The following is a 15,920-nucleotide window of genomic DNA, read 5'->3' as shown; positions in this document are numbered from 1 at the left end:
AATTGACGTTTTTTACACCGCAGTTTTATGCTCTTGCTGCAATCCCATACATCAACAAACTTAACACATCTTTTAAGAATTGCTGTTCTTTACCTTGATAGCATTCGGCAAGATCGGGATCTTTTTTGAGTTCATCTATTTTGCGAATAAATACTTCAATTAATAGTACTGGGAAATCATCACGAATGATTTTGTTTTTTTGTAATTGTGAGAAAAAAGCGTGCATAAATTGGTATTTTTCTTGCTCTAATTGGGCGAAAAATTCGGTAAGTTCGGGGTCTTTGTGGTGCTGTAAATCATATAGCACAGGCTGGGAGTACAGGGTTTGCATGGCTTGTTGTTGCATAACCAAAATCTGATTTATCACCACATCCAATCTATTTTCCTGATTCAAAAGTTGTTCAAAACAGGCTTTCATTTCATCTTTTTGTTCAGTAAATAATTGTTTTAATAGGTCTTTCTTGTTTTTAAAATGCTTATAAAAAGTTACCCGACTAAGGTTTACTTGTTGGCAAATATCTTCTATAGACACTCGTTGCCAACCATATTGAGAAAATAAATTCAGTGCAGTCTGCTTAATTAATATCGCTTTTGTCATCTTTTCCCCCTCATTCTAAAATTGCTCAATTTACACACAAAAAGAACAAATACAATAAATTATCATTTGCAATTTTTACATTTTTCATATTATATTTACAAATATCGTTTTTATCGATCACTTTTGTAAACCTAAAATCCCCCTATATAAAAGGAACATTGTATGAATCAAAAAATAGTTAAACAACCTATTTTGCTTATAGGTGTATGCTCCCTTGCTGTTAATCATACCGCACTTGCGAATGAAAAAGTAGCGGACAATGTTACTCAGTTGGAAGAAATTGTTGTTACGGGTGAAAAACTGGAACGTTCAGCCCAAGAAACTAGCTCCAGTCTAGCAGTTACTACCAATAAAGACATTAAACAACACGCCAACATCATCAACAGTACGCAATTATTGCAACAAACCGCTAATATTTTAGATACGGGATCAGGCAATGAATTGCCAACTATTCGTGGTATTGACGGTGCGGGTCCTGCGGTGGGGGCGGTTGCGTTTTTTGCTGGATCTCGTCCACGTTTAAACCTCTCCATTGACGGACGCACCGCCACTTATAACGAATTAGCGTTCGGCACAAAATCCTTATGGGATATGAAACAAGTGGAAATTTACCGTGGAGCTCAAAGTTATGCACAAGGACGTAACTCTATTGCCGGTGCGGTTGTAATGACATCTAATGATCCGACCAATGAATTTGAAGGGGCAACTCGTTTCAGTTTTGGTAATCAAAACTACCGTCAATATGCCGCAATGATTTCTGGTCCATTAATTAAAGATGAATTAAGTTTCCGTTTGAGTGCGGAACGTCAAAGCCGTACCAGTTATGTGGATTTGCGTTCTTACGAGCCAGCTGGCGATCCAAGAAAATTTGAAACCACTACGGTGAGAGCGAAATTATTATGGCTGCCGTCAGCCCTGCCTGATTTTTATAGCCGTTTGACCTACAATTATATTGATGCCAAAGCACCGCAAAATGAAGTTATTCCGCAAGGGCTTCGCTATGCCTTGGACAAACCTGTTTTTGAAACAGGTTCAAATAGCGTTATTTGGGATATTGGCTATCAATTTTCCAATGCGTGGCGTTGGGATAATAAAATCGTTTATTCCAAATATACCAATGACCGCTTGTCGTTGCCTGTTAGTTTAAGGGGCAATCCTGCTGGCTTAGACGGCAAAGAGTTCCAATGGGAACCGATTCTCAAATTTAAATCAGAAAATGAGCAATATGCAGGCTTAATCGGGGCATATTATTTCCAATCCAAACAAGATGAATGGGTGGATATGCATCCTGTTTTAGGTGGTAAAAACCGTTTTAAAGACAAAACAAAAACCAAAGCTGTATTTGGTGAAATGACCTATTCGCCAATAGATTGGCTTGATGTGACCTTGTCTGCTCGCTATGAACAAGAACATCATACTCGCCACGGTGGCACATCAGCATTAGAAATCAACCGTGATAAAACTGATAAAGTATTCTTACCAAAACTTGATGTAGCGTGGAAACCAAATGCTCAACATCGTTTGGGCGTAAAAATGGGGCGTGGTTATAATCCGGGTGGTGCTGGCGTAACCTTTATCGCTCCATATTCTAGCTATGAATATGATCCTGAATATGTATGGAATTATGAATTGTACCACCGTTGGATCAGTGCTGATAAATCTTTGGAATTAATCAGCAATATTTTTTACAACAATTACAAAGATATGCAGTTAGCCTATGGTAACAATCTTATTGGCAATGCAGAAAAAGCCATTACTTATGGGGCAGAATTTAATTTAAATTGGAAAGCCACCGAAAATTGGAATATTTACACCGCACTCGGTTTGTTAAAAACCAAAATCAAACAATATTCTACTTACCCAGCTTATGAAGGTAATAAATTAAGCCGTTCACCAAGCTATACATTACGCGTAGGCACAAATTATACGTTCCCGAAAGGTTGGGAGATTGGCGTTGATGCTCGGTTCACTGATGGCTATTACTCCAATTACGCCAATAATGACATAGGTAAAATTTCGTCTTATTCGCAAACCAATGCTTATTTAGCCTATAACTTCAAACACGGACGAGTGATGTTATTTGCCAATAATATCTTTAATGATCGCTCTATCATGTCGGTGCCATCAACTGCACGTAGCGAATCATTAGAACTACAACCACGCTTGTATGGTATTTCCACCGAGTTACGTTTTTAATTAAGGGTAAACAATGAGCACAAGACACGCGGAAATTTGTCGTCCTGTGGAAAAACAACTGCGTTTTTCCATGTTGTTGGCAAGCCTTGCCCAACTGATGAAATTATTGATTTGGCTGTTGATGATTGGCATTGTGTATGAAGTGGGACAAGAACAATTTCCGCTGTTTTATCTGCTCGGTTTGTTTGTGCTGACTGTCGTTTACTACACGCTGAAAATCAAATCCCACGATGAATCTCATTATGCCGCGTTTCAATTAGAACAGATTTTGCGCGAACGTCTGTCGCAAAAAATCGCCAGTTTGCCATTGGGGCAAGTGCAGAATATCGGCTCGGGGGCATTATCCAAAGTGTTAATTGACGATGTGCATGAATTGCATACCTTTGTCGCCGATGCACCGCCGTTAAAAGCGGAAGCGTATAGCACGCCCGTATTTGTTTTGCTGACGTTGGCATGGTTCAACTGGCAATTTGCCCTTAGCGTATTGCTGTTTGCGTGGTTTATTCTACTGGTATTGAAACTGCTGTTCGCTCGTGGCAAATTATTTCGCCGTCAATATGGTTTGGCATTAGCACAAATCAACAGTGCCATTATTGAGTATGTGCAGGGAATGGGAACGGTACGCACTTTTGATGCAGGCGAAAGCTCTTACGGACGTTTTCAGGCTGCCTTAGCCCATTTTCAGCAGATTATGACCGATTGGCTTGCCAAAGTCGGCTTTTCCACCAGACTTGCCCGCACCTTATTCACGCCGATGCCGATGATGATTTTTATTTTGTGTATCGGCAGCCTACTGTATTGGCAAAACATCATTTCAACCTTTACGCTGTTTGCCTTTTTCGTGCTGGCAACCGGTTTGATTGAAACCATGCACCCTTATATGAGTCTGTTTCATTTAATGGAAAAATCCCGCGCGGCGATTGAGCGGATTAACGAAATTGAAGCCATGGCGGCGTTGCCTGTGTGCGGCAATCCGCAAACGCCTGCCCAATTTGACCTTGAATTTCGTCAGGTAAGTTTTCACTATGCACAAGCAGGCAGCCTGAAAAATCAGCAAAGTGCGGTGTTAAATCAAGTTGATTTCTCCGTCCCACAAAACAGCTTTACCGCCATTATCGGCGAATCGGGTTCGGGCAAAACCACGTTGCTCAGTCTGTTGCTGCGGTTTTGGGACGTAACTGGCGGCGAGATCTGTATCGGCGGCGTGAATATTAAAGCCATTACCCCCGAAAAATTGATGTCGCTTTGCTCAGTAGTGTTTCAGGATAACTTCTTATTTTCAGGCAGCATTGCGGAGAATATTTGTTACGGCTTAGACAATGTGTCTGAACAGGACATGATAAACGCCGCCCAACAAGCCCATATTCACGATTTTATTATGAGCTTGCCGCAAGGTTATCAAACTTCCGTAGGCGAACGTGGGCAACTGCTTTCTGGTGGGCAAAAACAGCGTTTGACCATTGCCCGTGCGTTTTTGCAAAACCGTCCGATTTTGCTGTTAGACGAGCCGACCGCTTATTCCGATATAGAGAACGAACTCAAATTGATGCAGGCGTTTAACAACTTAATGCAAAATAAAACCGTGCTGATGGTGGCACATCGGTTAAGCAATGTGGTGAATGCCGATCAAATTATTTACTTGCAAAAAGGACAAATCGCCGCACAAGGCAAACATCAGGATTTGCTGGCACAATCCCCTGTTTATCAACAATTATGGCAGGCGTATCAACAAGCCAATCATTGGGTGTTGGAGATGAAATGATGAAATTGGACAGCTACATCAATCCAGCCACCTTTCACAGCAAAGGGCTGTTTCATTCTTACCGTCTGTTGCTGGATAGTTCAGGCAGCCAAAAAGGTAAATTGATCTTCCGTTTGCTGTCGGCAGGGCTTTCCGCTTTGCTGTTCGGTATCAGCCTTGCCTTGCTGTATCCTTTGTTGCTCAGTCTTGACACGCAACAGCCTACGCCGTTTTACCGCACATTGAGCTGGATTGTGGCATTGTTATTGGCTGCCATTGTGTTGCGGATACTGGCGGAAACCTATGACACCAAAGGCTATGCCAATCTCGCCATTCATCAGCTGCGTACGGAGTTAGGGGAAAAACTCCGCCGTGTGCCGTTGGTGATTTTAAGCGGTTTGCGTTCAGGCGAAATCAATTCGGTGCTGGTGCAAAGTATCAACGAAGCCGCTGGTTACGCCTTTACCTTAATGAGCATTATTCTGTACGCCATTTTTATTCCTTTGGGAGCGGCAGTCTGTTTGTGCTTTTTTGACGGCGGTTGGCGGTTTGCTTTGCTGATTTGCCTGATTTTTCCGTTGATTGTGCCACTTTATTTATGGCGTAGAAAAGCGTTTAGACGCGGTTTCAGCATTTTAGCCGAAGCCAATACCAAGCTTAAAGGCGAGGCGGTGGAATTTACCCAAGGATTGAGCGTGCTGAAATCCACCCTGCAACTGGCGGACAAGCAAAATCAATTTAAGCAGGTAGCACAAGATGTGGCGAAAATTCAACAAATCGGCACCAAAAAGGGCGAAATCCCCAATTTGATTATCACATCCACCGTGCAATTCGGTTTATTGGTGATTTTGCTGCTGGGTGCGGTGTGGGTGAGTACGGGATCGGTGCATTGGCTGATGTTGGCAACCGTAATGATTATGATCGCACGAATTGCCGATGTGCTGAATTTCTTTGTGCAAATGGCATCGTTGCTGGAAATTTTTATGATTAGCAGCGAAAAACTGGCAGGCTTAATGGCATTGCCCGAGCTTACCGAACAAACCGCCCCAAGGCTGCCTGAAAAGGTGGATATTCAATACGAACAAGTGAGCTTTCGTTATCCACAACAAAACAGTGCGGTGTTAAATCAGATAGATTTAACCATTCCCGAAAAAACGCTGACCGCCTTTGTGGGCAGCAGCGGTTGCGGCAAAAGCACCTTGTTAAAATTGCTGTTACGCCAAGGTGATCCCGAGCAAGGCAGGATTAAAATCGGCGGCATGGATATTCGCCACATGAGCCAAAGCCAGTTGATGAGCATGATTTCCGTGGTGTTTCAAGACGTGTATTTGTTTCAAGACAGCATTTTGAACAATATCCGCATGGCAAAACCCGATGCCGATGACGAAACCGTGATTCAGGTCGCCAAACTTGCCCAATGCCACGACTTTATTATGCGGCTGCCACAAGGCTATCACACCCAAGTCGCCGACATCGGCACCAATTTTTCAGGCGGTGAAAAACAACGTTTAGCCATTGCCCGTGCCATTTTAAAAGACGCACCGATTTTGATTCTGGACGAACCCACAGCAGCACTGGACACCTACAATGAACTCGCCGTACAACGAGCCTTGAATGCCTTAGTCAAAGACAAAACCATTTTGATTATCGCCCACCGTCTATCCACCATTGTGACAGCCAACCAGATTTATGTGCTGGACAACGGAGCCATTGCCGAACAAGGCACCCATCAGCAATTATTAGCCAAACAAGGCATTTACGCCGATTTTTGGCGGAAACAGGTTAGGGAATAAGTTATGGAAAACTCAATGAATAACGCTTTGAATAGCTCTTTGAATAAGAAAGAAAAATTAAGTTGGCAAGATTGGGCGTTGCTGTTTAATGCGTCTAATTTCAAATTTATCATTGTCAGCTTTTATATGATTGGACTGATTACAGTGTTAAAAGATCACCAACTGGATCTGAAACTCATCAGTTGGATTTATTTGTTATCTATTTTTGAAGTGATCAAAGTGGTCATCACGCCACTATTGGAAAAATTTTATTTCAAATCCATCGGCAAATTTAAAACCTGGTTACTGCTGTCCAGCAGCCTGTTATTTGCTTCCTTTTTATGGCTGTATTTTATTGATCCACAAAGAGATTTTGGCATATTAATGTTCATTTGTGCCTGCTTAAGCCTAATGAGCGTAATCTTCGGCTGTGCCACCTTAGGCTTAACCGTGATCCTGCTGCCTGAAAATCAACGTGGCTACGGCGGCGTGTTTCAAATTATCGGTTCAAGATTAGGCAGAATGCTCGGTGGTGGCTTATTTTTGTTTATTTATCAACACTATGGCTGGGATCAGGCGATTTTATTCATCTGCCTGTTTGGGTTGGTTGTGTTTCTGCAAGTGCTATTTTATCGGGAAACCCATACCGAAACAGTTTCCGCCAACCAATACAGCCTAGGCTTTTTCTTTAAACGCTTGATTCAATTCTGGCAACAACCCAACGCAGGCTATTACTGGTTCGCCATTTTGTTCTTGTGTTGCGTACCATACAGCCTGCTTGCCAGCACCTTCGTCCCCAAACTTTCCACCTTAAACTGGCAACCGCAACAAATCGGCTTTGTGTTGAGTATTGTCGTTCCCGTGGTTTCCATTATTTTCACGCCACTAAGCGTGCCGTTACTGAAAAAAATGTCCCGCAGTGCCTTGTTAAAATGGGGCTTATTTATCCAAATCCCCGTGGTAATCAGTTTTTATTTTGAAGACCATCTCATCTATCAAGATTATTTATTTTCCCTGCCGATTATCTTATTAAGTGCAGGATACAGCATTTTATTACCGATTTTAATGACCCTGCTCATGGATAAAGCCACCTTCCCAACCGTGGACAGCTCACTGCAATTCACCATTCTCTTGCTCGGCACTTACACCACAGGCTTTCTGTCACTGCGGTTAATTGATTTGATTGGTTATAATGGGATTTATTTTGTTTCTACGCTGTTTGCGGTATTGGTGTGGGCGTTGGCGTATAGGGAATATAATCAATAAAAACTCAAAATTTTTTAACCGCACTTTACTTTTTTCGTTAATTGAAAGTATTGCTTGCACAAAAAAGTTTCAAATGTGATTGAAACTTTTTATATTTTAACGTAAGGTTTGCATTATAAATTTAACGCTGACGATATTTCAACCAACTCAACACAAAAACTAAAACAGCCAATCCGCCCACAGCCGATCCTACAAACCCAATATTTACTAAACCCCAGTGTTGCATAACTTGATTTCCCACTAATGCTCCAGCACCAATCCCAATATTATAAATGCCAGAGAAAATGGAGGTAGCAACATCAGTGGCATCGGGGGCTAACTGCAATACTCGCATTTGTAAGCCCAAAGTCATGGCGGAAATACCGATGCCCCAGATGAAGATTTGCACGAACAGCAAGGTGATATGATCGCTCACAAGGTAAAAGGTGAACAATGAGCTGGTGATAATGGCGAGTGCCACAATCACAAAACCCGTTGGGAAAAAGCGATAAAGGCGACTGAATAAGAAGCTGGCGGTAAAGCCTGCTACGCCAAAAACCAGCAAAATCAGGGTGGCTGTATTTTCACTTAACTGACTGATATTCATCACAAAAGGTTCAATATAACTATAAGCGGTAAAATGGGCGGTAACAATCAACATCACCACAATATAGGTAGCGATTAACAACGGACGTTTTGCCAATAATGGTAAACTCGACAATGAACCAGCATTGCGACTCGGTAAACGTGGTAACAAATTTGCTAGAATCAGCATGATCGCAAACGCCACCATACCAAGCACCGCAAAAGTCGCTCGCCAACCTAACCATTGACCAATAATTCGCCCGATCGGTAAGCCTAACACCATTGCCATGGCAGATCCCATGGCGATCATGCCGAGAGCTTGGGTTTGCTTGCCTTTTGGTGCGACTCGCATTGCCATTGCCACCGAAATTGACCAGAAAATCGCATGGGCAAAGGCAATCCCCATGCGTGCTAATAACAATACCCAATAATTCCATGCCAATACCGACAATACATGACTTGCCACAAATAACACGAACACTTTCAGCAATAAACTACGGCGTTCTAATTTCGCTGTTGCCAACATTAACGGCAAAGATGCCAAGGATACAATCCAAGCATAAACCGTAATCATCAACCCCGTTTCTGCTACGTCCATGGCAAAACTGTTGGCAATGTCCGATAGCAATGCGACTGGTACAAATTCGGTGGTATTAAACACAAAAGCGGCAAATGCCATGGCTACCACACGCAAAGAAGCTACGCGGTCTATTTTTTTCGCATCTAACATTATTTTAATTTCTCTTTAATAAAATTCTTTAACTGATCGCGAAAACTGCGGTTAATTTCCACTTTATATTCAGGTGATTGACAACTACCAAAGAATCGCACAGGCAAGGCTAACGCTTGATAACGCTGGTCATTCACGGCAATATTAGCACGGAAATCACAGCGATTTTGGGTTAAATCCACCATACCTTGGCTTTGTAAGATAAAATATTTATGTTCAACTTTAGCTTGCTCAACTCGAATCAAATCTGGTTGCCATTGAAATTTAGCCTGAGCAATATCAAAGGACGTATCCATATTTTTAGTGGTTTCATCAAAATTAATAGGGGCATATTGGCTAATTAATGCCAGTACATTTAAGCCTTTTATCTTGCCATCCATCACGTCAAAATAAAATTCCCCACTGGTAGGCATTATTTCTTCAGATAATAAGCGTATTTGTGCATCTGCTCTGCCTGTTACTAACGCTGCAATATTAAAGGCTTTTAGCCAATCTTCTAAGGGTAACTGCTTACCATTTAGCTGCCAAATATATTGATTTTGTTGCTCGTTCAGCTTTACCGATAATGAACCATTATTGGCGACATGAGAAAGTTGTACCGAAATGGATAACGCATTTTTAGTCTCTAACGTAATTTCAATGGAATTTAATTTAACTTGATTAAACAAAGGGTGAATCAATGTAATGGCATAATTATTTGGCATAAAGGTTACAAAACCTTGCTCTGCGTGTAAGATAAATTTATTTTGATTAAATAAACGTTTATTCTGTAATAGAACCTCACCATCTAAATGAGAAAATTGAACTCCATTAAAATTGATGGCAAGGATCGTTTTCAATTCAATTTGATCATTCTGTGCCGTTTTAGCGGAAAAAGTTAACTCGGAAGTAGGCAATCTCATATTGCCGGCATTAAAAGATTTTAACCAATCCAATAGATCCTGAACAGACAACGTAGATTTCGGTGTTAACAGAAAATGAATATCTTTCATATCAGGGGATAGGGAGTTTGAATAAAAAATCTTTCCTTGCTGCATCACAAAAGATTGCAAACCAATATCACCGGTTAACAATCCCCAAAAACTTAATTCAGCTTGTAAAGACTGTGCTTGAAGTTGCTGATTCTCATCGGATACATAATCAACATTAATGAATTTAACTGAAATCCTAGGCAAAAAATCAATATCTATTTTATCAACCTGAACAGTATTTTCTGACAAAAGTGCGGTTAATTTCTGCTCCATTTTTCCTTTTTGGATATAAACAAAAACAGAAAAAACTAAAATTAACAATAAAAGCACCGCACTTATTTTTTTAAGCATGTTATTTATCCTGATTAATTCGGCTCGCTACCGCACTTTGTTGGTGTTTATATTTAGCATCTTCACGACTAGTGTAAGGACGAGCCGCATTACCGCTCAAAATTTCAAAACTCAACGCCCCGATAATCATATTCGGACGCAACGCCAACGGCAATTTGCCTGAATTATAAAATTCCAACACAATTTTGCCTTCCCAACCGGGATCAATACGGTGAGCAGTGACGTGTACCATTAAACCTAAACGTGCCAAAGAAGAACGTCCATCTAACCAGCCGATCACGTTAGCAGGTAATTTCACACTCTCTAACGTCGTGGCTAACGCAAGTACACCGGGATGTAAATAAAAGGCTTCATCATCGCCAATAATAATTTCATCACTCATTACCAAATCAAGTTGAGCCGAGACTTCTTCTTTTGGACCACTGACATCAATAAAAGGCGCACTGTGTTCACGAAACACCCGAAATGAATTGCCTAATCGTACATCAATAGTAGCACCATTAATTTTATTATTATCGGGACGTGGTGTTAAAGAAATAACGCCTTGATCTAAATATTTCTCAATATCCGTATCACATAATCTCATTTTTCACCTACCTATCTACCCAATAAATTCAGAATTTGTGCTTTTAACATATTAATCGCCACCCGATTTTTTCCACCACGCGGAATCACTACATCAGCATATTGTTTAGACGGCTCAATAAATTGTAAAAACATCGGTCTAACTGTGGCACGATATTGCTCAATCACCGATTCCATCGACCGTCCACGTTCCACCATATCACGCTGTAAACGACGAATAAAACAAATATCTAACGGCGTATCAATAAACACCGACATGGACAATTCGTTACGCACATTTTCATCGGTAAGCAATAAAATCCCTTCTAAAATCACGATTTTTTTCGGGGTAAAATGGGTCACTTCTTTAGTACGAGTATGTTCCACATAGCTATAAACAGGAATATCTACCGATTGACCTGATTTTAAGGCTTTTAAATGACTGACTAATAATTCTCTATCCATAGAATTTGGATGATCATAATTGGTTTTTATACGGGTTTCAAAATCCAAATGACTTTGATCTTTGTAATAACTATCTTCGGCAATAATACCAATATCTTCACACCCCAATTCTTCACAAAGTTCTTTGTGAACAGTAGAAGCAATAAGACTTTTGCCTGATGCGGACGCCCCCGCAATGGCAATAATAATACAATTTGAATTTTTAGATGAACTTTCAGACATAAGTGTTCTCAATAAGGAAATAATTTGACTGATTATAAAGAAAAATCGGCTTTTTTAACAGTTTTTAACCAAACTTTTAAGTATAACGCAATGAATTTTCATTTTTGTGACTTATCTCACAGAAATAAATCTATAAGATCGTTATTATGTGAAAATATTTTAACAATTACATTTAATTAATAGGGGTATTCTATGAAATTCAATAAAATTTCTTTTGCTATTTCCACCGCACTTTTAGGTGCAGGTTTAATGCTATCTACTCAAGCTCTCGCCAAAGGTCGTTTGGTGGTTTATTGTAGTGCGACTAACGAAATGTGCGAAGCAGAAACACAGGCGTTTGGTAAAAAATATGATGTCAAAACGGCTTTTATTCGTAACGGTTCAGGTTCAACTTTTGCGAAAGTAGAAGCGGAAAAAAATAATCCACAAGCTGATGTATGGTACGGCGGTACATTCGATCCACAAGCTCAAGCGGCTGAAATGGGGTTATTAGAACCTTATCAATCTGAACATATCAAAGAGGTAGTTGAGAGATTCCAAGATCCTGCCAAAATTAAAGGGCATTATGTATCTGCTATTTATATGGGAATTTTGGGCTATGGCGTAAATACTGAGCGTTTAAAAAAATTGGGTATTACCGAGGTGCCAAAATGCTGGAAAGATTTAACCGATCCACGTTTAAAAGGTGAAATTCAAATCGCCGATCCACAAAGTTCTGGCACCGCTTACACCGCCATTGCGACCTTTGTGCAACTTTGGGGTGAACAAGGTGCATTTGATTACTTCAAACAATTACACCCAAATATTTCCCAATACACCAAATCAGGTATCACCCCATCTAACAGTGCTGCTCGTGGTGAAGCAACCATTGGTATCGGTTTCTTACACGATTACGCCGTGCAAAAACAAGCAGGGGCACCAGTGGAATTGATTGTGCCTTGTGAAGGTACTGGCTATGAATTGGGCGGTTTAAGTATTATCAAAGGTTCAAGAAATATTGACAATGCAAAATTATTTGTCGATTTTGTGCTTTCCAAAGAAGGACAAGAAACCGCTTGGCGTAAAGGTAATTCTCACCAAACTCTCACTAATACTACTGCTGAACAATCTCCAACAGCATTTGATCCAACCAAGTTAAACCTAATCAATTATGATTTTGAGAAATATGGTGATAGTGCTGAACGTAAACGCCTAATTGAAAAATGGGTGCAAGAGGTTAAATTAGCGAAATAAAAAATCTTCTTAAAAAAGAACCGCACTTTTTATTAAAATCGGGGATTAAAGTGCGGTTAAAAAACAAAAATTTTTCCATTCTAATTGCGAGGTTGTATGAATTCCGCAAAAATTCCTTTTACCCAAACAGCTAATTTTTGGCTGTTGTTAGCTTTTATTGCTTTTTTGCTACTGCCATCTCAAGCCTTAGATTATGGCTTACTGGAAAGTACCGCTGATGAATTTTATGATGCCATGGGTTGGTCATCATTTAATTTAACTATTTTATGGTTTTTGCCATTAGTTGGCTTTTTAATTATTCCAAAACTAAATTTACCAACAGAAAAGCAAGCCAAAACAGAATTAGCTTTAGTTGCTTTTAACTTTTTATTTTTGTTCATCAGTGCAATGGTTTACAAAATATCCATGGGCTACTCTGTACTTATTCTCATTTGTACACTTTCCGCTATTGCTACTTTTGCTTTAGCAAAATTGAAAGTCATGCAAGGGGATAAATTTATTATTGGTTCAATTTTGGCTATCATCTTATTAATTTTCTTCTTCATTGTGTATCCCACAGTGGCGATTTTCGTATCAATGTTTTATGACGGCGATACTTTTGCACCACAACAAGTATTACGCATTTTAAGCCAAAATTATATTGTGCGAGTAATTGGCAATTCCCTATTATTATCAGGCTTTGTTGGGATAGTTTCTACTATCTTTGGATTAGCATTTGCACTTTACACCACCCGAATTGCCAAACGCACAGCATTTATTGGTAAAATTTTCTCAATTTTACCGATTGTTACACCGCCATTTGTAGTTGGTCTTGGGGTAACCTTAATGCTTGGACGTTCAGGCTATGTGACTGAATTTTTAAACGACTATCTAGGCTTTACTAATCATAACTGGTTATATGGTTTTAACGGTATTGCCATTGCACAGATTTTGGCGTTCGCCCCAATTTCCTTTATGATTTTAGACGGTGCATTGAAATCTATTCACCCGTCTATTGAAGAAGCGTCCTACACTCTACGAGCCAACCGCTATCAAACGTTCTACAATATCATTTTCCCACTGCTCCGCCCTGCGTTGGCGAACTCATTTTTGATTGTATTTATTCAATCCTTGGCGGACTTTAGTAATCCGTTAGTGCTAGGTGGTAGCTTTGATGTGATTGCGACCCAAATTTATTTCTATATTGCAGGTTCACAGTTGGATTATGCTTCGGCAAGTACGCTGGGTTCAATGTTGCTGATTTTTTCCTTGCTGATTTTCGTGGTGCAATATATTTGGATCGGCAACCGTTCCTATGTGACGGTGTCGGGCAAATCCTATCGTGGCGATGTGCAAGATTTGCCACAAGGCTTGAAATGGACAATTATTACCATGTTAGCCTTTTGGATTGTGTTTAATTTGGCATTATACGGCAGTATTTTCTACGGCAGTTTCACCGTCAACTGGGGCGTGGATTACACCTTAACCACCAGAAACTATGCGTTATTATTTGGTCAAGGGTTAAGCGATGGGGCATGGCCATCTCTACTCAATACGATGTTCTACGCAGGTATTGCTGCTCCGCTCACCGCCCTTTTCGGCTTGTTGATTGCCTATATCGTGGTGCGAAAAGATTTCCAAGGCAAAAAAACATTGGAATTTCTCACCATGCTTTGCTTTGCCGTGCCAGGGACGGTGGCAGGGGTGTCTTATATTTTAGCCTTTAACGATGCTCCAATGTATATCACTGGCACCAGCATTATCGTGATTATTTCAATGGTAATGCGTGACTTGCCGATTGGGATGCGTGCCGCTATTGCAGGTTTAGGACAGTTGGATAAATCCCTTGATGAAGCGTCCCTTTCCTTGAAAGGCAGCTCGTTCAAAACCATTTGGTATATTGTATTCCCATTGCTTAAACCAGCGTTATTGTCCGCTCTGGTCACCAGTTTCGTGCGAGCAATGACCACCGTGAGTGCGATTATTTTCTTAGTCACCGCCGACACCCGAGTGGCAACCGCCTATATTTTAAACCGTGTAGAAGACGGTGAATACGGCATTGCCATTGCTTATGGTTCTATTTTAATCGTGGTGATGATGGCGATTATCTTATTCTTTGACTGGATCGTGGGCGACACTCGCATTTCCCGTTCCAAAGCTAAAAAAATGAATTAATAAAGGTTGTAAAATTATGAGTCAAGATTTCTTAGTATTAAAAAATATCACTAAAGCCTTTGGCAAAGCGGTTGTCATTGATAATTTAGATTTAACCATTAAACGTGGCACAATGGTGACATTACTTGGTCCATCTGGTTGCGGTAAAACTACCGTGTTGCGGTTAGTGGCAGGATTAGAAAACCCAACATCAGGGCAAATTTTTATTGATGGCGAAGATGTGACCAAATCATCTATCCAAAATCGGGATATTTGTATTGTGTTCCAATCCTATGCGTTATTTCCACACATGTCTATCGGTGATAACGTGGGTTATGGCTTGCGGATGCAGGGCGTAAGCGGTGAAGAACGTAAACAACGAGTCAAAGAAGCCTTGGAATTGGTGGATTTAGCAGGCTTTGAAGATCGTTTTGTGGATCAAATTTCAGGCGGTCAACAACAACGTGTCGCCTTGGCTCGTGCCTTGGTGTTAAAGCCAAAAGTGTTGTTATTTGATGAACCGTTGAGTAACTTAGATGCCAATTTACGCCGTTCTATGCGTGAAAAAATTCGTGAATTACAACAACGGTTAGGCATTACCTCCCTTTATGTCACCCACGACCAAACCGAAGCCTTTGCGGTGTCAGACGAAGTGATCGTAATGCACAAAGGCAAAATTATGCAAAAAGCCCCAGCCAAAGAACTATATTTACGTCCTAATTCCTTATTCTTAGCCAACTTTATGGGTGAAAGCAGTATTTTTGACGGTTCAGTATCACAAAATCAAGTGACGATTAACGGTTATCAATTCTATTTGCCGAACGCTGCTCAATTTGGTTTACCTGATGGCTACTGTTTAGTGGGCGTGCGTCCTGAAGCCATTCGCTTAAAACACAGTGGCGAGCCTAGCCAACAATGCCACATCAAAAGTGCGGTGTATATGGGTAATCATTGGGAAATTGTAGCAGATTGGGGCGGTAAGGATTTGTTGGTGAATTGTAATCCTGAAGATTTTGACCCGAACGCAGAAAGTGCCTTTGTGCATTTGAGTGAGCATGGGGTGTTTTTGCTTAAAAGAGAATAAATGTGTTCCGCCCTGCACTTGCGTACAGGG

At 40.7% G+C, this 15,920-nt stretch carries 12 protein-coding genes; 7 read left to right on the top strand and 5 right to left on the bottom strand.

The annotated features are described in order from the left end of the window. Positions 1–25 precede the first annotated feature (25 nt). Positions 26–598 (bottom strand): TetR/AcrR family transcriptional regulator, encoded by a 573-nt coding sequence (locus O1Q79_RS02295; RefSeq protein ID WP_386692771.1) that lies wholly within the window; start codon positions 596–598, stop codon positions 26–28. A 162-nt stretch (positions 599–760) separates the two neighbouring features. Between O1Q79_RS02295 and O1Q79_RS02290 the strand changes: the two genes are divergently transcribed. Genes O1Q79_RS02290 through O1Q79_RS02275 form a run of 4 tightly spaced genes read left to right on the top strand, consistent with a single transcriptional unit; the run spans position 761 to position 7,573 of the window. After that, complete coding sequence (locus O1Q79_RS02290) at positions 761–2,794, top strand: TonB-dependent receptor (RefSeq protein WP_386692770.1); 2,034 nt, start codon at positions 761–763, stop codon at positions 2,792–2,794. Between the two features lie 13 nt (positions 2,795–2,807). Continuing rightward, on the top strand, positions 2,808–4,556 hold the full coding sequence (locus O1Q79_RS02285) for an ABC transporter ATP-binding protein (protein WP_386692769.1): 1,749 nt from the start codon (positions 2,808–2,810) through the stop codon (positions 4,554–4,556). Further along, complete coding sequence (locus O1Q79_RS02280) at positions 4,508–6,328, top strand: ABC transporter ATP-binding protein (RefSeq protein ID WP_386692768.1); 1,821 nt, start codon at positions 4,508–4,510, stop codon at positions 6,326–6,328. The genes O1Q79_RS02285 and O1Q79_RS02280 overlap by 49 nt, the downstream gene beginning before the upstream one ends. A gap of 3 nt (positions 6,329–6,331) precedes the next feature. Further along, on the top strand, positions 6,332–7,573 hold the full coding sequence (locus O1Q79_RS02275; protein WP_386692766.1) for an MFS transporter: 1,242 nt from the start codon (positions 6,332–6,334) through the stop codon (positions 7,571–7,573). A 121-nt stretch (positions 7,574–7,694) separates the two neighbouring features. Here O1Q79_RS02275 and O1Q79_RS02270 read toward each other — a convergent pair whose 3' ends face one another. The 4 genes from O1Q79_RS02270 to udk are packed head-to-tail and all read right to left on the bottom strand — an operon-like array spanning position 7,695 to position 11,440. Further along, positions 7,695–8,867 carry a sugar transporter gene (locus O1Q79_RS02270; RefSeq protein WP_386692765.1) on the bottom strand — a complete coding sequence of 391 codons (1,173 nt, stop codon included), beginning with the start codon at positions 8,865–8,867 and terminating at the stop codon, positions 7,695–7,697. After that, positions 8,867–10,189 carry a hypothetical protein gene (locus O1Q79_RS02265; protein ID WP_386692764.1) on the bottom strand — a complete coding sequence of 441 codons (1,323 nt, stop codon included), beginning with the start codon at positions 10,187–10,189 and terminating at the stop codon, positions 8,867–8,869. The genes O1Q79_RS02270 and O1Q79_RS02265 overlap by 1 nt, the downstream gene beginning before the upstream one ends. Before the next feature lies 1 nt (position 10,190). Next, positions 10,191–10,775, bottom strand: a complete 585-nt coding sequence (gene dcd, locus O1Q79_RS02260) for a dCTP deaminase (RefSeq protein WP_386692762.1) — start codon at positions 10,773–10,775, stop codon at positions 10,191–10,193. 11 nt (positions 10,776–10,786) lie between these two features. Next, on the bottom strand, positions 10,787–11,440 hold the full coding sequence (gene udk / locus O1Q79_RS02255; RefSeq protein WP_386692761.1) for a uridine kinase: 654 nt from the start codon (positions 11,438–11,440) through the stop codon (positions 10,787–10,789). Positions 11,441–11,632: 192 nt separating this feature from the next. Here udk and O1Q79_RS02250 point away from each other — a divergent pair, with 192 nt between their 5' ends. The 3 genes from O1Q79_RS02250 to fbpC all read left to right on the top strand — a co-directional run bounded on the left by O1Q79_RS02250 (position 11,633) and on the right by fbpC (position 15,890). Next, positions 11,633–12,673: an ABC transporter substrate-binding protein gene (locus tag O1Q79_RS02250; RefSeq protein WP_386692760.1), complete on the top strand. Its 1,041-nt coding sequence runs from the start codon at positions 11,633–11,635 to the stop codon at positions 12,671–12,673. Between the two features lie 96 nt (positions 12,674–12,769). Next, entirely contained in the window at positions 12,770–14,827 is a 2,058-nt protein-coding gene (locus tag O1Q79_RS02245; RefSeq protein ID WP_386692759.1) for an ABC transporter permease, read from the top strand. Positions 14,828–14,840: 13 nt separating this feature from the next. Next, positions 14,841–15,890, top strand: a complete 1,050-nt coding sequence (gene fbpC, locus O1Q79_RS02240; protein ID WP_386693327.1) for a ferric ABC transporter ATP-binding protein — start codon at positions 14,841–14,843, stop codon at positions 15,888–15,890. Positions 15,891–15,920: the final 30 nt, after the last annotated feature.

The sequence above is a fragment of the Lonepinella sp. MS14434 genome (assembly GCF_042468235.1).
Taxonomy (GTDB): domain Bacteria; phylum Pseudomonadota; class Gammaproteobacteria; order Enterobacterales; family Pasteurellaceae; genus Lonepinella.
Note: the sequence above shows the minus strand (reverse complement) of the source record. Positions and strands in the feature narration are given on the sequence as shown.